16 protein-coding genes are annotated in these 17,113 nt (G+C 56.0%); 10 read left to right on the top strand and 6 right to left on the bottom strand.

What is annotated here, in order from left to right; genetic code table 11:
• Nucleotides 1-4: 4 nt before the first annotated feature.
• The 4 genes from HX773_RS13860 to HX773_RS13845 form a co-directional block, all read right to left on the bottom strand.
• Entirely contained in the window at nt 5-967 is a 963-nt protein-coding gene (locus HX773_RS13860; RefSeq protein ID WP_176971996.1) for an ABC transporter permease, read from the bottom strand.
• A 43-nt stretch (nt 968-1,010) separates the two neighbouring features.
• Nucleotides 1,011-2,597 carry an ABC transporter substrate-binding protein gene (locus tag HX773_RS13855; protein WP_176972005.1) on the bottom strand — a complete coding sequence of 529 codons (1,587 nt, stop codon included), beginning with the start codon at nt 2,595-2,597 and terminating at the stop codon, nt 1,011-1,013.
• 74 nt (nt 2,598-2,671) lie between these two features.
• Nucleotides 2,672-3,079 (bottom strand): nuclear transport factor 2 family protein, encoded by a 408-nt coding sequence (locus HX773_RS13850; protein WP_176971995.1) that lies wholly within the window; start codon nt 3,077-3,079, stop codon nt 2,672-2,674.
• 17 nt (nt 3,080-3,096) lie between these two features.
• Entirely contained in the window at nt 3,097-4,005 is a 909-nt protein-coding gene (locus HX773_RS13845; protein ID WP_176971994.1) for a polysaccharide deacetylase, read from the bottom strand.
• A gap of 517 nt (nt 4,006-4,522) precedes the next feature.
• Here HX773_RS13845 and HX773_RS13840 point away from each other — a divergent pair.
• On the top strand, nt 4,523-5,515 hold the full coding sequence (locus tag HX773_RS13840) for a sugar phosphate isomerase/epimerase (protein WP_176971993.1): 993 nt from the start codon (nt 4,523-4,525) through the stop codon (nt 5,513-5,515).
• 128 nt (nt 5,516-5,643) lie between these two features.
• Here HX773_RS13840 and HX773_RS13835 read toward each other — a convergent pair whose 3' ends face one another.
• Nucleotides 5,644-6,648 (bottom strand): LacI family DNA-binding transcriptional regulator, encoded by a 1,005-nt coding sequence (locus tag HX773_RS13835; protein WP_176971992.1) that lies wholly within the window; start codon nt 6,646-6,648, stop codon nt 5,644-5,646.
• 310 nt (nt 6,649-6,958) lie between these two features.
• Between HX773_RS13835 and HX773_RS13830 the strand changes: the two genes are divergently transcribed.
• Together HX773_RS13830 and HX773_RS13825 are read left to right on the top strand one after the other, a co-directional pair.
• Complete coding sequence (locus HX773_RS13830; RefSeq protein WP_176971991.1) at nt 6,959-7,882, top strand: substrate-binding domain-containing protein; 924 nt, start codon at nt 6,959-6,961, stop codon at nt 7,880-7,882.
• Nucleotides 7,883-8,014: 132 nt separating this feature from the next.
• Nucleotides 8,015-8,824: a creatininase family protein gene (locus tag HX773_RS13825; RefSeq protein WP_176971990.1), complete on the top strand. Its 810-nt coding sequence runs from the start codon at nt 8,015-8,017 to the stop codon at nt 8,822-8,824.
• An 88-nt stretch (nt 8,825-8,912) separates the two neighbouring features.
• On the opposite strand, the gene HX773_RS13820 is transcribed toward HX773_RS13825, so the two are convergent.
• On the bottom strand, nt 8,913-9,812 hold the full coding sequence (locus HX773_RS13820) for a LysR family transcriptional regulator (protein ID WP_176971989.1): 900 nt from the start codon (nt 9,810-9,812) through the stop codon (nt 8,913-8,915).
• Nucleotides 9,813-9,920: 108 nt separating this feature from the next.
• On the opposite strand from HX773_RS13820, the gene HX773_RS13815 reads away from it, so the two are divergent.
• Genes HX773_RS13815 through HX773_RS13785 form a run of 7 tightly spaced genes read left to right on the top strand, consistent with a single transcriptional unit; the run spans nt 9,921 to nt 17,104 of the window.
• Entirely contained in the window at nt 9,921-10,928 is a 1,008-nt protein-coding gene (locus HX773_RS13815; protein WP_255433229.1) for a BMP family protein, read from the top strand.
• 5 nt (nt 10,929-10,933) lie between these two features.
• Nucleotides 10,934-12,487, top strand: coding sequence for an ABC transporter ATP-binding protein (locus tag HX773_RS13810; protein WP_176971987.1), 1,554 nt, complete (start codon nt 10,934-10,936; stop codon nt 12,485-12,487).
• Entirely contained in the window at nt 12,471-13,586 is a 1,116-nt protein-coding gene (locus HX773_RS13805) for an ABC transporter permease (protein WP_176971986.1), read from the top strand. The genes HX773_RS13810 and HX773_RS13805 overlap by 17 nt, the downstream gene beginning before the upstream one ends.
• The gene (locus HX773_RS13800; protein WP_176971985.1) at nt 13,583-14,521 is read left to right on the top strand and encodes an ABC transporter permease; all 939 of its coding nucleotides are present in this window, start codon (nt 13,583-13,585) and stop codon (nt 14,519-14,521) included. The genes HX773_RS13805 and HX773_RS13800 overlap by 4 nt, the downstream gene beginning before the upstream one ends.
• A gap of 3 nt (nt 14,522-14,524) precedes the next feature.
• Complete coding sequence (locus tag HX773_RS13795) at nt 14,525-14,947, top strand: cupin domain-containing protein (RefSeq protein ID WP_176971984.1); 423 nt, start codon at nt 14,525-14,527, stop codon at nt 14,945-14,947.
• Nucleotide 14,948: 1 nt separating this feature from the next.
• Nucleotides 14,949-15,722 carry a cysteine hydrolase family protein gene (locus HX773_RS13790; protein ID WP_176971983.1) on the top strand — a complete coding sequence of 258 codons (774 nt, stop codon included), beginning with the start codon at nt 14,949-14,951 and terminating at the stop codon, nt 15,720-15,722.
• Nucleotides 15,719-17,104, top strand: coding sequence for an amidohydrolase family protein (locus tag HX773_RS13785; protein WP_176971982.1), 1,386 nt, complete (start codon nt 15,719-15,721; stop codon nt 17,102-17,104). The genes HX773_RS13790 and HX773_RS13785 overlap by 4 nt, the downstream gene beginning before the upstream one ends.
• Nucleotides 17,105-17,113: the final 9 nt, after the last annotated feature.

Here is a 17,113-nt window from a genome sequence, read left to right as displayed (position 1 = left end):
CTCCTTACTGAGCCCGCATACGCGGGTCGATCAGGTAATACAACAGATCAACCAGCGTGTTGATCACGATAAAAATCAGGGCGGTAAACAGCAGATAGCCGGACAGGACCGGGACATCGACGAAGTTGATCGACTGAATCAGCAGCAAGCCCATTCCGGGCCACTGGAATACGGTTTCAATCACTATCGCGAAGGCAATCAGACCGCCAATCTGCAAGCCAATCACCGTCACCACCGGCAGCAGCGCGTTCTTCAGCGCATGGCGAAACCAAATGCGATAGTTCTCGATGCCGCGCGCGCGGGCAAACTTGACGTAATCGGACTTCATCACTTCCAGCATCTCGGTGCGTATTAGACGCATGATGATGGTCACCATCGACAGACCCAAAGAGAGTGCGGGCAGTACGATCGAGTGCCAACCGGACGCGGTGAGAAAGCCGGTGCTCCAGAAGCCGAGTTTGACCACCTCACCGCGGCCGCTGGAGGGAAACCAACCGAGCCACACCGAAAACACGATAATCAGGATGATGCCGGTGAGAAACCACGGCAGTGAAACACCGATCAGAGAGAGGATTTGCACGCCCTCTTTCAGCACTTTGTTACGACTGATGGCCGACCAGACGCCCAGCGGGAAGCCGATGGCCATCGCCATCACCACTGACACAAACACCAATTCCAGTGTGGCCGGCAGGCGCTCCATGATCAGCTGGAAAACCGACACCTGGTTGTAATAGGAAATACCAAAGTTGCCGTGCAGCAGCCGCGTAATGTAGTGCCAAAACTGCACTATTACCGGGTCGGTGAGGCCAAGGCTGGTGCGTAACGCGGCACGCTCAACCTCCGTTGCGCTCTCCGGCAGCATGCTGGCCACCGGATCGCCAAGATACTGAAACAGAATAAAAGACAGCAGCGCCACACCCGCCAGCAACATAAATGCCTGCAGCAACTTGCGCACAAAAAACACCATAACGGCCTCCTGTAGGGTCGCCAAAGATGGCGACCTGGCAGATTTAGTTGCTGATCTTGCCGTACCACAGGCGCTGAACATTATCCGGCGTCTGTTTCAACGTCAGTTTTTTGCTCATTGCCCAAACGGTGGGTTCGAAGTGCATCGGCAGATAAGGCAGGTCTTTATTCGCCAGCGCGACGGCCTGGCTCAGCATGGCAAGGCGCTTAGTGTTATCCAGCTCGGCAACAGAGTCGTCGATCAGCTTGTCTGCCGCCGGATTGCTGTAGCGCGGAATGTTAAAGGTGCCGAGGCTTTTCCCATTGCTGGTGTGCAACAACTGCACCGCCACGCTGTAGGGATCCATAATTGGCAGGTTGGCCCAGCCCAGCACGCCGACATCGGTACGTCCATTGACCAGAATTGGGTCATACACGCTGGCTGGATGCACATTCAGGGCCGCTTTCACGCCAATTTTCGACCAGTAACTCTGCACCGCCTGGCACCATTGTGCGGCGTTGATATAGGTGCCTTCCGGGCAATCAAAATTGAGATTAAAGCCTTGCGGATAACCGGCTTCCGCCAGCAGCGCTTTGGCTTTCGCCGGATCGTACGCATAATCCACGCCGGCTTTGGCGTCGTAACCCGGAATATCCGGCGCCAGATAGTTGCTGGTTGGTTTGGTCAGACCGCGCATCACTTTTTGCGTGATCGCCTCGCGATTGATCGCCATGTACAACGCCTGACGTACGCGAATATCTTTCAGCGGGTTCTCCGCTTTGGTGTTTTTAGCATTCAGCGTGTCGCGCATGTTGAGCGCCAGATAATCGATGCGTAACGACGGACTCACCTGCAGTTGCACCGCAGGATTGTTTTGCAGGCGCTGAATATCCTGTAGCGGCACCGAGGTCACCAAATCGTATTCACCTGCCAGCAGGCCCGAAAGTCGCGTGGCATCCGACGAGATCGGTTTGAAAATGATTTTGTCGATATTGGTGGTACCGGCAGCGGCATTCCACCAGTCAGGATTGCGCACCAGCACCATCTGCGTATCACGCTGGCGGCTCTGCAGAATAAACGGCCCGGTGCCGTTGGTATTATTGGTGGCGTAACCTTCAGTGCCCTGACTGATATCGGTAGGCTTCAGCGCGTTATGCTCGCTCAGCCACTTTCTGTCCATGATCATCACGCCAGTCAGTTCGTTGATGGCGATACCGGTTTTCTTCACCAGATGAATATCCACGGTGTATTTGTCTACCGCCACCGCGTCTTTAATGGTTGAGGCGTTAGCGCGGATACCTGAAGCCGGATCCGTTACCCTCGCAACCGACGCCACTACATCTTCTGAGGTCAGCTCGTCGCCGTTGTGAAACTTCACCCCTTCACGCAGTTTGAAGCGCAGCGTGGTGTCATCCAGCTGCTGCCAGCTCAGCGCCAGCCACGGCTGGATTTTCAGATCGTTATCGCGCTGTACCAGCGATTCATAAATGTGATTCTGGAAGGTCAGTGCTTTGGTTGATGCGTAGGCATCCGGATCCAGCGTGGGGATATCGGCATCGGTTGCCCAACGCACCACGTTCTCCGCCAGCGCCGCTTGACTGGCCACACCTAACGAACCTGCTACCAACAACGACAGAAAAAGTTGCTTCATCATTTATCTCTCATCAGTTTGCTAAGGTTATTGCTAGCAATGCATGCAAAGCCAATGCCAGTTCATATTTGTTGTTAACGTGACGACTGATTAAGTTCTGGCGTCAGAATCCACTCGGCGCTGTCGTTCCACACATCCATTTTGGTGATGCGCCCTGCTATAATTTCATAACGATCAAGGTAGCGATTACCGGCGAACTCGCGCCCATCCGGCCATACGCCGTAAAGGAAGCCGGTGCAGTAGACCACTACGTGATCGGGACTTTTCTCCATCCAGTCAAACTCGCCCAGCTGTTTTTTTACCCATTGATAACGCCCTGCGTTAAACGCCGTAACGCCATGCACGGTTGGCATCACGCGCTTGCCGGTAAAGGTGATGACCACATCCGGCGACATCAGCGCCGCAGCTTTGTCGGGATCCGGCGCCATTGATGCCGCCAGAAACGCTTTCACAATCTCTACTGCTGTTAATGCTGCGGTCATGCTTTTCTCCAGTGATATCAAGCGACTTGGTTCATCACGTTCAGTGAATGGGTGGCGATCTCGCCAGGCGTGGTAATCCATACGTCTTCGCACTGCGCGATAATGTTCTTTAGCGTCTGCCGTAAATGATGAAGTCGGAACGGCTGACCGACGATGTAAGGATGTAACGCGATGCCCATCACCTGCGGGCGCTGCTCGGCGCGCCGTTTCATCTCGGCGAACTGGCTTTCGATCATGCTGCAGAAGGTTTCAATCGAAGTGCCGTTAGGAATGATGGTGGGAATGTCATTGATCTCCTGCGGATACGGCACCGATAGCAGATCGCCGTGCGAGGTTTGCAGCGCCACCGGACGATCGTCATGCGCCCAGTTCAGGGTGTAACTGAAGCCGTTTTGACGCAGTAAATCGGGTGTGTCGTGGCTTTCGGAGATCCACGGCGACAGCCAACCCGCCACCGGGCGTTGCTGATAGTCAGTAAGACGCTGCTGGCAGCGGGCGATCAGCGCAAACTCATCTTCAAGATTCAGTTCGCCCTGACGCTGCGAATTGGTGTGACCGTGGCCGATCAATTCGCTTCCGGGCAGGCTGACCCAGCGATCGAGCAGCTGCGGGCAATAATCGATGATGGCGGTGTTGGCGATTACCGCCGGCGGAATACCGAGTTCGGCAAACAGATCGGCAAGATACCAGCCGCCCACCCGATTACCGTAATCGCGCCACGCATAGTTCAGTACATCGAGACGATTTGCCCCTTGCGATAACTTTGCACCTTCTGGTAAGCCAAACGCGAAATGCTCCAGATTCATGGCGATATACAGCGCCAGACCTTTGCCTTTTGGCCAGACGGGCAATACCTGATGTTCGATTGAGCTGTAGGCGTAACGCTGATGGCTGGCGATATCCCACATAACCTGCGGCGATGACATAACGGCCTCCTGATTGAACACATAACTTGCGATGTCAGGAGTAAAGCAAGCGGTATGCCACACTAGCTTTATTGCTAGCAATATTTCTTAACATACGGAATTCATGAGTTTTTCAGCAGAAGTTTCTTTCTAAGCATTGAGAAATGCGGGCTATCGCGTTTTGGCAAAAGCGTAAATGGTGAGCTGTTGGTGCAGCGCCTGCCCTAAAAATGCGCAACAGTGAGTTTAGGAAATTTCGTACAAACCTCCCTTCCCCAGTCCGCTATTTAAGCTGCCACAATGGGTTAATCCTTTCATCTTTCTAATTCCCACTCTGCTTCATAAGGGCGCGTGTGGGCGCATCAGGAATTAGACCGCCATGAATAGCGACCCTACGGTTTTGAGCAAGTTTTGTGTGATTGCGGTTGCATTTTCGCCATTGCTTGCTGGTTAAGTGCCCAGGCTGAGGCGCAGAATGGAATATATAACCAATCATGAATATATATTCATTAGCGCAATCATCTGAGGAGAAGGTCGAATGAGTTCCTACACGTATCCGAAATTCGGTGCCGGCTTGTGGCACTTTGCCAACTATATCGATCGTTACGCCGTGGACGGTTACGGCCCGGCGCTCAGCACCCTGGACCAAATTAAACTCGCCGGTAGCGTTGAAGACCTCTCTTACGTTGATGTGCCCTATCCGTTCACCGAAGGCGTAACGGTCGCGCAGGTAAAACAAGCGCTGGACGATGCCGGATTGAAAGCCATTGGCGTAACCCCGGAAATCTATCTGCGCCGCTTCTCGCGCGGTGCCTTCACCAATCCCGACGCCGCCATTCGCAAACAGGCGTTTGATTTAATGCACGAAGCCGCCACCGTGGTGCGTGAACTGGGCGCCAACTATGTAAAAGTCTGGCCTGGTCAGGATGGCTGGGATTATCCGTTCCAGGTTGACCATAAAAACCTGTGGAAGATGGCCGTAGACGGCATGCGCGAACTGGCGAGCGCCAATCCAGACGTCAAATTTGCTATCGAGTACAAACCGCGTGAACCGCGCGTGAAAATGACCTGGGATTCAGCCGCGCGAACTCTACTCGGCATCCAGGACATTGGCCTGGATAATGTCGGTGTGCTGCTCGATTTTGGTCATGCGCTGTTTGCTGGCGAATCCCCGGCGGATTCCGCCCAGCTGATTATCGATCGCGGACGTCTGTTTGGCATGGACGTCAACGACAACTTACGCGGCTGGGATGACGATCTGGTGGTCGGTACCGTGCACATGACCGAGATTTTTGAGTTCTTCTATGTGCTGAAGATCAACAACTGGGACGGCGTGTGGCAGCTCGATCAATTCCCGTTCCGCGAAGATCATGTTGAAGCCGCCAATCTGTCGATTCGCTTCCTCAAACATATCTATCGCGCGCTGGATAAATTGGATATCGCCGCATTGCAGGAAGCCCAGCGCGAACAAAACCCGCTGAAAGCACAAAGAATTATTCAGAATGCGTTGCTGACCAGCATTGAACAGTAAGTATCACGCCGCAGGGGCGCCATTCATGGCGTAATGCCGCTCAGTTAAGCATGAGTTTGCATATGTATGCAGGTGCGCATGAATGCGCACCCTACGAAAAACGCGCCAATCCTTTGTAGGGTTGCCATTTATGGCGACCTCAAATGCGAACGCCGCACGCGCAATTCACCCTGCCGCCAGCGCTCATCCGCACCCTCGCGACCATCAATCAAGCGGTTTAACGCTTCGGCGATCAGCAGATCAATACGCTGGCTAAAGGTGGTGAGTTGGCAGCCTTGCGCGCTGGCTTCTTCGATATCATCGAATCCCACCACCGCAATTTTCGGCCTGGTCGGCGTGGCGCGCATCGCTTCCATCGCGCCGAGCGCCAGCACATCATTTTCACAGAACAACGCATCAATTGCGGGCGCATCTGGCTGATGCAGATAATCGCTCATCGCTTGCCAGCTGCGTGCACGATCGTAACTGCCGGCTTTAAGCAGCACATCAATCTGACAGCCCGCTTGTTGCAGCGTCGCTTCAAATCCCTCTTTGCGCAGCAGATGAGATGTCGGTGTATCCGGACCTTGCATAAAACCAAACCGTTGCGCGCCCTGCGCCAGCAACAGCTCGGCGATCTGTTTGCCGGCGGCATAACCATCAATCGCCACCACATGGATGCCCTGCGCATGCGTATTGCGGCACAGCTGCACCAGCGGAATGTTGTACATATCCTCCACCAGCGTAATCAGCTGCGCCGATAACACCGTACCGAGAAACAAAATGCCGTCGATCTGCAACTGATCCGCCTGCGTCATCACCGATCGATACGGCTCGCCGTCGGTGATGTTGAGGATCAACGCCATGTAACCGCGACGTTGCAGCTGCTGCGTGGCTTCATTGAGAATCATCAGCGTATGCGGATTTTTCAGCTCGTCGATCACCACGCCAATAATATGCGTCTTCTTCTTCACCAGGCTGCGCGCCAGCAAATTGGGCCGATATCCCAGCTCTTTAGCAATGCGCATCACCTTCTCGCGCGCCTTCTCAGAGATTGAAGCACCGGGCATAAACGCGCGCGATACCGTCCATTTCGACACGCCCGCAAGAAGTGCCACATCGCTGGCCGTGGCTTTTTTAACTGTTCTCGTCATCGGCTCCCTTCCGCAAATTACCTGACAAAAAATGAGCATAAAGCGATTCCTCAGGTAAACAAGAGGCGAATTTCGCAAAATTTGCACCCGGTTGCATTTTTGTAATGCACTCGGGTGCAAATCGTGATGATTTTGTGATCGTGGTGATGAAATCGATTTTTGCTGCGTTGACTATTTTTCAACCGTGCCAGAGAGTGAAGACAGCACATCGCGTTGTCCGTCTGAACATGATGTCAATCAGCGGGAGAAATCCCGTTGATTTTGCACCCGGATGCAAAATAATAGAAACCTCCCCTACAGAGATAAAAAAATGAAATTATTCAAAGTAGTAATGCTTATCTGCGGTTTGCTCAGTGTGTTCACTGCCCAGGCGAAAACCTACATGGTTGGCGTCGCTCTGGCTAATCTCGATCTCAATTTCGTTTCCATCCTGCGTAGCCAGATGGAAAAGCAGCTTAAAGACAAAGGGCTTAACAGCCAGTTTGCCGATGCCAAAGGCGATGTATCGCTGCAAATCCAGCAGGTGGATGATTTCATCAATCAGGGCGCAGACGCGATCATCATCAACCCGGTGGATACACAAGGCGTGATGCCGGTGATCGCTGCTGCGCAGAAAGCCAATATCCCGCTGATCTTCGTGAACCGTAAACCCGAAGTGAAACTGACCGGCAAAATGGCCTATGTCGGTTCCGACTCAGCGTTGAGCGGCAAGATGGAGATTGAAGCGTTAGCCAAACGTCTGGATAACAAAGGAAATATCGCCATTCTGATGGGCGCCCTCTCCACCGAGGAAGCACGTCAGCGCACCAAAGCGGTTGAAGATTATGTGAAGGATCATCCCGGCCTGAAAGTGATCCAGAAACAGAGCGCCAACTGGCAGCGCAACGAAGCGGTCGATAAAACCCTGTCATGGTTGCAGGATGGGAATGACATCAACGCCATCATCGCTAACAACGATGAAATGGCGATCGGTGCGATTATGGCGCTCGATCAGTTGAAGAAAAGCAATGTGTTAGTCGCTGGCATTGACGGCACGCCAGATGGTTTGCAGTTTATTAAGAACGGTAAAATGGCAGTGACGATTTTCCAGGATGCGAAAGGTCAGGCGACTGGCGCAGTCGATGTGGCTTACGACATGCTGAGTGGCAAAAAGACCGAAGCCTACAACTGGGTGCCGTATCAGACGGTGACCAAAGAGAATTACCAGGAATTCACCAGTAAAAATCAGAAGTAACGCCGCTGTGTAGGGTCGCCATTCCTGGCGACCTCCTTCTAACCAATGCCTAAAAAGCAACGCAAAGTGCTAATTTTGTTGCTTCCATTGCACTATCAACCCGCTATGTTGGGGTTAAAAATGGAGGTAAACATGCTCAAACCGTCTTCGCCCTGGTGGTGGGATCTCTCAACCCGGGAATTCAGTGAACTGGATATGGCGAATATCGTCGCCGTGCTGCCGATTGGCGCAGTAGAACAACATGGCCCGCATTTGCCGGTGCGTGTGGATGCGGCAATCAACGCCGGCATTATTCAACGTGCGGTGGAATTATTGCCCGACGATCTTCCGCTGCTGGTGCTGCCCGCGCTGCCGATTGGCAAATCGGATGAACATCTCGCCTATCCCGGCACCCTTTCACTGCCGTATGACGTATTAGGCAAAGTGTGGTTCGAGGTAGCAAAAAGCGCCTGGCGCGCCGGGATTCGTAAGCTGATTTTCTGGAACTCGCACGGCGGACAGCCGCAACTGATGGAGATCGTCTGTCGCCAACTGCGCATCGAGCTGGGCATGTTTGCCGTCAGCGCCAGCTGGTTCCGCACCATTGATACGTCGGATCTTTATAGCGCGCATGAACTCCATCACGGCATTCATGGCGGTGAATCAGAAACCAGCATGATGCTGCATTTGCACCCTGAGCTGGTGCAGATGCAGCACGCCGCTGATTTCGTTTCCACATCGGTGGCACTTGAGGCGACTGGCGGAATTTTAACCCCGGAAGGCGGCATTGGTTTTGGCTGGATGGCGCAGGATTTGCACCTGTCTGGTACCACCGGAAACGCCGCAGCGGCGGATGCTGAACGCGGTGCGATTGCCACCGATCGTGCCGCGCATGCGTTATTAAAGCTGGCGCGCGAAGTCCATAATTTCGATATTAATTTCCTCACTCAACGTACCGCGTAGAGACGCGCGATAAATCGCGCCGCTACAAAGCCTGTGCGCATATCAGTTCCCGCACATACCGTAGCGGCGCAATTTATTGCGCAAACGATTAACGCAATTCCGACATCATCCCTTTAATGGTTTCGGCGAACACGCTACCAATCGCGCTGGTGCCGCGATCGTGGCCGATCAACATCAGCGTTTGCGTGTGCTGCGCCAGTTCGCGCACCGGAATATAGATCAACCGCCCGCTGCGCTGGTCGGATTCAATATCAATCGGCGTGAGAAACGTCAGCGTTTGATCCATCATCGCCGACTGGCGCATCACCTCGATCGAGTTAGTTTCAATTACCGGCTGCAGATTGATCGAGGCGCGCGCGAACACTTCATTCAGGTACGGCCGAATCACCATCGATTTGTCGGCAATCACCACCGGATAAGGCAAACAATCACTCAAACGCAAGCTGGATTTCTCCGCCAGCGGATGCCCCGCGCCCACGACTGCGCCCAATCGCACCGGCACGCTGGCAATATTGCGATGCACCGGCTGCAAGTCGAAATCAAAACCAATGCCCAAATCGGCCTCGCCGCTTGCCACCGCGTTAGTGATGTTCTCGCCGGTGGTAAGCTGTTGCAGCAGCAATTTCACGCGCGGATTGGCGCGGCGAAACTCCGCTGCCACGCGCGGAATCAGGTTTGCCGCTAATCCACTCATCATCGCCACCGTCACTTCGCCGCGCCGCAGCCCTTTCAGCTCTTCGATTTTCATCTGCGCGATTTCAATCTCTTTAAAGCTCTGCCGCACATGATGAATCAGCGCTTCACCGGCGGCGGTCAGGATCATTTTGCGCGGCAAACGCTGAAATAACGGCGTGCCCAGTTCCTCTTCCAGCGCAATCAGTTGGCGGTTAATCGCCGACGCGGAGATGTGCAGCCTTTCAGCCGCTTTGCGAATCGAACCGCTGCGCGCCACCTGATCGATATACACAAACAAACGATGTTGCAGCATATTCCCCCTGCGTTGCCTTTTAGGCATCGGTAAGTGCTAAAAATGATGCTTTTAAGATAATGCTCTTCCGGTGATTAATACATTAAAACCACACCAGGAGAACATATGATGGCAGACGTATCCCGCAGAAAGTTTGCGAAGTTAGTGGCAGGCGCGCTGGTGTTACCCGCGCTGGCACCGATGTTGTCGCGTAAAGCATTGGCGGCGAATAACACCATAAAAATCGCCTTGCTATTGCCCGGCTCGGTTGCCGATGGCGGCTGGAGTTCGCTGGCGTATGCCGGTTTGCAGAGCCTGCAAAAAGCCGGTTTCAGCGTGGCGCATAGCGAAAGCGTATCGCAGGCACAGATGGATCAAACCATTCGAGGCTATGCCGATGATGGTTACACGCTGATCATCGGTCACAGCTTTGAATACGGTTCGGCGTTTGCCGAAATCGCGCCGGAATATCCTGACACCTACTTCTTCGCGTCCACCTTCAAGCCAGGCGAGAAATCACCGGGCAACGTCGAATACGTCAACCTCGCCTATCTGCAAGGCGCCTATGCCGCCGGTGCGCTGGCGGCGCTGATCTCGGAAAATGGCAAAGCGGTTGGTTTTGTTGGCGGCGGGGATAACCCCACGCAGCAGGCGATGATGCGCGCCTTTATTCAGGCCGCTGAGAAAACCCGTCCAGGCATCAAAGGCATGGGCGTGGTGACCGGCGATTACGATAACGCCGCCAAAGGCCGCGAAGCCGCCACCACCATGATCGGTAACGGCGCGGATGTGATTTGGCATGCAGCGGACGTTACTGGCCTCGGCGCGATGCAAGGCGCGGCGGCGGCGAAAGTCAAAGCTATCGGCTGCTATGTCGATCAGCGTGATGTCGCGCCCGATTATGTTGCCTGCAGCTTCCGCCAGAATCTTGACTGGATGGTGGAACAGGTTGGCAAATCGGTGGCGAATAAAACCTTCAAAGGCGGCGACGAATGGCATCCTACCGTCGGCAAAGCCTGGTCGGTGGTCAATGGCAGCGAGCACTACAACGCCAAACTGGTGAGCGCCAGCGCATGGGCGAGCTTCCAGCAGATCTGGCAGCAGCTCGACAGCGGCGCGCTGAAGCCAGTGGTTTAACCATCATGACAGCAACAGCAAATATCCGCGTCGCGCTGAAAAACATCACCAAACGCTTTGCGCGCGTGGTGGCTAATGACGACGTCTCGCTCAGCATTAAAGCCGGTGAAATCCACGCGCTGCTGGGTGAAAACGGCGCGGGCAAAAGCACGCTGATGCAAATCCTTTACGGCCTGTATCAGGCCGATGAAGGCAGCATTGAGGTGGATGGCCAGGCGCAGCGTTTTCGCGACCCCAGCGATGCCATCGCCTGCGGCATTGGCATGGTGCATCAGGAATTTATGCTGGTGCAGCCGATGAGCGTGGTGGAAAACGTGGTGCTGGGCCTGAAAGAGAGCGCCAGCGGCGTACTTAATCTGCCCGCGGCGGCGGCGCGTTTGCAGGCGCTGTCGGATAAACACGGGCTGGCGATCGATCCCTGGGCGAAAGTGCAGCATCTGCCGATTGGCGTGCAGCAGCGCGTGGAGATCCTCAAGCTTTTATATCGTGACGCGCAGGTGCTGATTCTCGACGAACCGACGGCGGTGCTGACGCCGCAGGAGAAAGCCGGCCTGTTCGCTACCCTGAAATCGCTGTGCGCAGAAGGCCGCTCGGTGGTCATCGTCACTCACAAACTGTATGAAATTATGGCGATCGCCCATCACGTTTCGGTGATGCGCGGCGGCAAAATGGTTGATTCGGTGGATATTAAAGACACCTCGGAGCGCGATTTGGCGCGTCGCATGGTTGGCCGCGATGTGGTGCTGCGCCTGGAGAAAACGCCGTGCCAGCCGGGCAAAACCGTGTTGCAGGTGGATAGCATCGCAGTGCGTGATGCCAGCGGACAGCAGAAAATCTGGCGCGTTTCGCTCAGCGTCGCTGCCGGCGAAATCCTCGGCATTGCCGGTGTGGAAGGCAACGGTCAATCGGAGCTGGCGGAAGCGCTGCTCAACCTGCGCGAACTGGAGGCCGGTCGCATTCTGCTGAATGGCGAAGACATCAGCGACGATTCCCCCGCTACGCGCCGCCATAAAGGCATCAGCTTTATCCCGGCGGATCGGCGCGGCGTCGGTTCAGTAACCGATTTATCGATTACCGATAACGCCATGCTCGGCCGCCAACGCACCTTTACCCGCGCGGGCGGCTGGCTGCTGGATCGCCAGCGCATCAGCCAACATGCGCGCGACATCATCGCCCGTTTTGCGGTTCGCACGCCAGATGCCGATTTTGAAGCCGGGAAACTCTCCGGCGGCAACCTGCAGAAGCTGATTCTCGGGCGAGAAGTCGCCAGCAATCCCTGCTTATTAGTGGTTGAACAGCCTACGCGCGGGCTGGATGTCGGCGCGATTGAGAGCGTGTGGCAAGGTTTGATGGCGGCGCGCGATCGTGGCTGCGCCATTCTGATGATCTCTGCCGAGCTGGAGGAGATCATCAATCTCTCCGATCGCATCGCGGTGATGTACAGCGGCCAGATTGCCGGAGAAATGGACGCCGCCGACGCCACGCCGGAACGCCTCGGCGAGCTGATGGCGGGCGCGCACCTGAAAAAAAGCGGAGGCAACCATGAAGAAGCTGCTTGAGCGACGTCTGGCGCCTGCCGAGTCAAGCGGCGCGCTGGTGCTAACCAGTTTCTGCGGCATCCTTGCCGCTTTCCTCATCGCCGGTTTGCTGTTTATCCCGTTTGGCGGCAATCCGCTCTCGGCTTATGGCTTCCTGTTTGATGCCGCCTTTGGCTCGCTGCGCAGCTTCGGTCTCAGCCTGGTGCAATCCACGCCGCTGATGCTGATCGCGCTGGCAACCATCGTGGTGTGGCGCGCCGGGCTCGGTTATATCGGCTTTGAAGGCTGTTTTCTGCTGGGTGCCGCGGCGGCCAGTTGGATCGCGCTGTCCGGTACGCCGCAAGGCTTTCCGTGGGCGATTCCCGCGCCTCTCTACTGGCCGATGGTGCTGATCGCCGCCTTCCTCGCGGGTGCCCTTTGGGCCGGTTGGGTCGGCGCGTTACGCGTTAAGTTTGGCGGCAACGATGTGCTGATTTCGCTGATGGCCAACTATGTTGCGCTGTTCATGGTGCAATATCTGGTCTCCGGCCCAATGCGCGCGCCGGGCGATCTGCCGCAGACGCCACGTTTGCCGATGGAGAGCTGGCTGCCGTTTGTGATGACAGGGATGCGCGCACATTGGGGCATTGCCATCGCGCTGGTTGCCACCCTGTTCGTCTTCTGGCTGATGCGTGCCACGCCCGCCGGTTTCGAAATCAAAATCGCCGGACTCAATCCGCGCGCGGCGCGCTACAGCGGCGTGGATGTTAATCGCCGTCAAATGAGCGCGGTGTTGCTCGGCGGTGGATTAGCCGCGCTGGCAGGATTGTGCGCCGTATTAGGCGTGCAGCATCGCCTGATGGAAGGCATCTCCGGCGGCGTCGGCTTTATCGGCGTGGTGGTGGCCTTACTGGCGCGCCTCAACCCGCTGCTGGTGATCCCAACCGCCATTCTCTACGGCGGGCTGGAAGTGGGCGGCAGCGCTATGCAGCGTCAAACCGGCTTGCCCACGTCGGTGGTACTGATTCTGCAAAGTCTGGTGGTGTTACTGATTCTGGCGGGCGATCTGCTGCGCTATTACCACATCAACCTGCCCGGCGGGCGGAAATCGCGCAGCCAACTGGCGGAGGAACAATCATGAATTTGTGGATAAATCTCGATACCGCCTTTTTCGTCAGCTGGCTGGCCGCTGCGGTGCGCCTTGCCGGTCCGGTGTTACTGGCGGCGCTGGGCGAAATCTATGCCGAGCGCTCAGGCGTACTGAATATCGGCATTGAAGGCACCATTCTGCTCGGCGCGCTCTCTAGCTATATGATGGCGGTGGAGAGCGGATCGACCGCGCTGGGCTTTATCGCCGGAGGCGTCGGCGGATTACTGGTTGGCTGCGTGCTGGCCGCACTCTATTTGCGCGCCCACGCCAGCCAGATTGTGGTAGGCATCGTCTTCAATATTTTGGCCGCGGGATTGGCCACCTGGATTTACGCCCTGGTGATGGGCAATGAATCCTCGCCTACCATACCAATGCTCGAACCCTGGCATGTGCCGCTGCTCTCTTCGCTGCCGTTGGTTGGTCCGATTCTGTTCCAGCAGCCGCTGCCGCTCTATCTCACCTTGCTGCTGGCGGTGCTGGCGCACTTTGGTCTGTTTCACACCCGTTTTGGTCTGTCGCTGCGCGCGGTGGGCGAAAATCCCCGCGCCGCACATGCGGCTGGACTTAACGTGTTGAAGATTCGCACGTGGGGCGTGCTGTTCTCCTGCGTGGGCGCTGGATTGGCCGGCAGCTATCTGGTCACCGCGCAGATCGGCCTGTTCCGCGACAACATCGTCAGCGGGCAAGGCTTTATCGCGCTGGCGATTGTCATCTTTGGTCGCTGGAGCCCGCTCAAAGCGCTGGTCGCCGCTTTTATCTTTGGCGCTGCAGATGCCCTGCAACTCTCGCTGCAGCTGTTTGAAAACACGCTGCCGCCGCAGGTGCTGCTGGCGCTGCCTTACTTGCTCACTATTCTGGCGATGTCCGGCGTGGTGGGACGCACATTGCAACCCGGCGCATTAACGCAGCCTTATCGAAAGGAATAACTTATGAAATCGTTTCGTTTCAACAATCTTGCGGATGTTAAGGCGTTCCGTATCAGTCCGGATAGCAGCAACTATTTCGCCATCTTGTTCGACAAGCCGTTAGACGGCATTGAGAACATCTTCGTGGTGGAGATCTTCAACGTCGGCGGCGCTACGCCACCGAATGAGCACGCCAGCGCGCACGAGTTCTTCTATGTACTTCATGGCGAAGGTGTGGCGCGCTGCAACGATGATGAACTTGAGATAAGCAAAGGCGATTCACTGCTGCTGCATCCGGGTAACGATCACGCCATTCGTAACACCGGCAGCAGCAAGCTCTATACGCTGACGGTGATGACGCCGAATGAAGGCTTCTCCGAACTGATTCGTAGCGGTGACCCTGTCACGCTCGATGCAGAAGATATCCGCGTGTTAACGGGAGCCTGATATGCCGGAGAACGTTTTAGGCAGCAGTCGACACAATCAGTGGCGCGTTTCACCGCAAGTGGTTGATACGCGGCGTCCGGCGCAGGCGTCGCGCAGCGTGCAGCTCAGATCGCGTGAACGTTCGGTGATTTTTGATCTGCAGCGTACGGCGATCGTGGTGATTGATATGCAGAATGACTTCTGTCATCCCGAAGGCTGGCTCGGGCATATCGGCGTCGATGTCACGCCCGCGCGCGCGCCGATTGCGCCGCTGCAAGCCTTGCTGCCGACGTTGCGCGCCGCTGAGGTGCCGGTGATTTGGCTCAACTGGGGCAATCGCGCTGATAAACTTAATCTCAGCCCCGCGCTGCTGCACGTCTATAACCCGAACGGTGATGGCGTGGGATTAGGCGATCCGCTGCCGGTTTCCGGTGCGCCGGTGTTGCAAGCGGGCAGCTGGGCGGCGGAAGTGGTGGACGAACTGACGCCGGACGCCGGGGATATTCGCGTCAACAAATACCGCATGTCTGGTTTTCAGGACAGCGAGCTCGACAGCATTCTGCGCAATCTCAACGTTACCACCCTGCTGTTTGCCGGTGTTAACGTTGATCAGTGCGTACTTTGCACCTTACAGGATGCCAACTTTCGTGGTTACGACTGCCTGCTGCTGGAAGATTGCAGCGCCACCACCTCGCCCGCTTATTGCCGCGATGCCACGCTGTACAACGTGCAGCAATGCTTTGGTTTTGTGGTCAATGCCGCCGAATTACAGCAGCAACTGGAGAACGCCTCATGAGTTACCTGCTGGCTGACGGCTGGATTATCACCATGAATCCGCAGCGCGAGATTCTCGAACAGGCCAGTTTGCTGATTGAAGATAAGACCATTCGCGCCATCGGCACGCGCGATGCTTTGCAGCAGCGCTATCCCGAAGCGGAGATTATCGACTGCCGTGAACGCATTATCATGCCGGGTATGGTGAACACGCATACGCATCTGTTTCAGACGCTGCTGAAAGGTCTCGGCGATGACATGGTGCTGAAAAAGTGGTTCACCTGCATGACCGGCCCCAGCGCCTTGGCGTTGACCGAAGAGGACGTTTACGCGGCGGCGCTGCACGGCTGCATGGAGTCACTGCGTTCGGGCGTCACCTCGCTGGTCGATTTTATGTACGCGCATCCGCGACCGGGATTGACTGCCAAAGTGATTGAGGCCTTTGAAGTCAGCGGCATTCGCGGCCATGTTTGTCGCGGTTTTCTCACCAGCGGCGCTGAGCATGGTATTCCGGCTGAGCTGATCGAAACGCCTGAACAGGCGCTGGCCGATGCGCGCGCGGTGATCAATCGTTATCACCACGTCGATGGCCGGGTAAAAGTCGGTCTGGCGCCGAGCATGATTTGGGCGCTGGATGAGAAAGTGCTGCGCGGCACGCGCCAGCTGGCGAATGAAACCGGCGTGCTGATCACTACGCATGTGGCGGAAACCGATTTTGAGATCGAGCAGGCAAAGCTGCGTTTTCAGGCCAGCGATACCGAATTCCTCAGCGATATCGGCTTCCTCGGCCCGGATGTGCTGGCGGTACATTGCGTGCAGTGCAACTCGCGCGACATCCGCGCACTCAAACATCACGACACGCGCGTGTCGCACAATCCCTGCAGCAATCTCTATCTCGCCTCCGGCGTGCCGCCGATTCCGCAGATGCTGGCTGCCGGCTTAACCGTTGGTTTAGGTTCTGATGGCCCGGCCAGCAGCAACAATCACAATCTTTTCCAGGCGATGAAAGTGGCGGCGCTGCTGCAAAAAGGCGTGCACCGCGATCCCACCATTATGACGGCGGAAAAGGTGCTGGAGATGGCCACCATTGACGGTGCGCGGGCAATCGGGCTCGAACATCTGGTGGGTTCGCTGGAAGTCGGCAAACGCGCCGATGTGGTGATCGTTGATACCTCGCATCCGGCGATGACGCCGATCCATCATCCGGTTTCATCGCTGGTCTACTCGGCGCTCGGCCACGAAGTCAGCGATGTGTTTGTTGATGGCGCTTATCTGCTACGGAATGGTGAGTTTACCCAGCTCAATCAAAAAGAGGTGATGGCGCATTCGCAACGTGCAGCGCATTCACTGGCGGTGCGCACCGGCAATGATAAAGCGCGCGGCTGGCGATCGGCGGCGTTTTGAATTGAAGTG

This window comes from Pantoea sp. B9002 (assembly GCF_013385945.1).
Lineage (GTDB): Bacteria > Pseudomonadota > Gammaproteobacteria > Enterobacterales > Enterobacteriaceae > Pantoea.
The sequence above is the reverse complement of the archived record's forward strand: the minus strand, read 5'-3'. Positions and strand labels throughout refer to the sequence as shown.

What these genes read in the sequence shown, in the direction of transcription:
- HX773_RS13805 (WP_176971986.1), top strand. Translation starts at nt 12,471, where the DNA reads ATGAAGAAGCTGCTTGAGCGACGTCTGGCGCCTGCCGAGTCAAGCGGC.
- HX773_RS13800 (WP_176971985.1), top strand. Translation starts at nt 13,583, where the DNA reads ATGAATTTGTGGATAAATCTCGATACCGCCTTTTTCGTCAGCTGGCTG.
- HX773_RS13790 (WP_176971983.1), top strand. Translation starts at nt 14,949, where the DNA reads ATGCCGGAGAACGTTTTAGGCAGCAGTCGACACAATCAGTGGCGCGTT.
- HX773_RS13845 (WP_176971994.1), bottom strand. Translation starts at nt 4,005, where the DNA reads ATGTCATCGCCGCAGGTTATGTGGGATATCGCCAGCCATCAGCGTTAC.
- HX773_RS13820 (WP_176971989.1), bottom strand. Translation starts at nt 9,812, where the DNA reads ATGCTGCAACATCGTTTGTTTGTGTATATCGATCAGGTGGCGCGCAGC.
- HX773_RS13825 (WP_176971990.1), top strand. Translation starts at nt 8,015, where the DNA reads ATGCTCAAACCGTCTTCGCCCTGGTGGTGGGATCTCTCAACCCGGGAA.
- HX773_RS13860 (WP_176971996.1), bottom strand. Translation starts at nt 967, where the DNA reads ATGGTGTTTTTTGTGCGCAAGTTGCTGCAGGCATTTATGTTGCTGGCG.
- HX773_RS13850 (WP_176971995.1), bottom strand. Translation starts at nt 3,079, where the DNA reads ATGACCGCAGCATTAACAGCAGTAGAGATTGTGAAAGCGTTTCTGGCG.
- HX773_RS13830 (WP_176971991.1), top strand. Translation starts at nt 6,959, where the DNA reads ATGAAATTATTCAAAGTAGTAATGCTTATCTGCGGTTTGCTCAGTGTG.
- HX773_RS13810 (WP_176971987.1), top strand. Translation starts at nt 10,934, where the DNA reads ATGACAGCAACAGCAAATATCCGCGTCGCGCTGAAAAACATCACCAAA.
- HX773_RS13855 (WP_176972005.1), bottom strand. Translation starts at nt 2,597, where the DNA reads ATGAAGCAACTTTTTCTGTCGTTGTTGGTAGCAGGTTCGTTAGGTGTG.
- HX773_RS13795 (WP_176971984.1), top strand. Translation starts at nt 14,525, where the DNA reads ATGAAATCGTTTCGTTTCAACAATCTTGCGGATGTTAAGGCGTTCCGT.
- HX773_RS13785 (WP_176971982.1), top strand. Translation starts at nt 15,719, where the DNA reads ATGAGTTACCTGCTGGCTGACGGCTGGATTATCACCATGAATCCGCAG.
- HX773_RS13815 (WP_255433229.1), top strand. Translation starts at nt 9,921, where the DNA reads ATGGCAGACGTATCCCGCAGAAAGTTTGCGAAGTTAGTGGCAGGCGCG.
- HX773_RS13840 (WP_176971993.1), top strand. Translation starts at nt 4,523, where the DNA reads ATGAGTTCCTACACGTATCCGAAATTCGGTGCCGGCTTGTGGCACTTT.
- HX773_RS13835 (WP_176971992.1), bottom strand. Translation starts at nt 6,648, where the DNA reads ATGACGAGAACAGTTAAAAAAGCCACGGCCAGCGATGTGGCACTTCTT.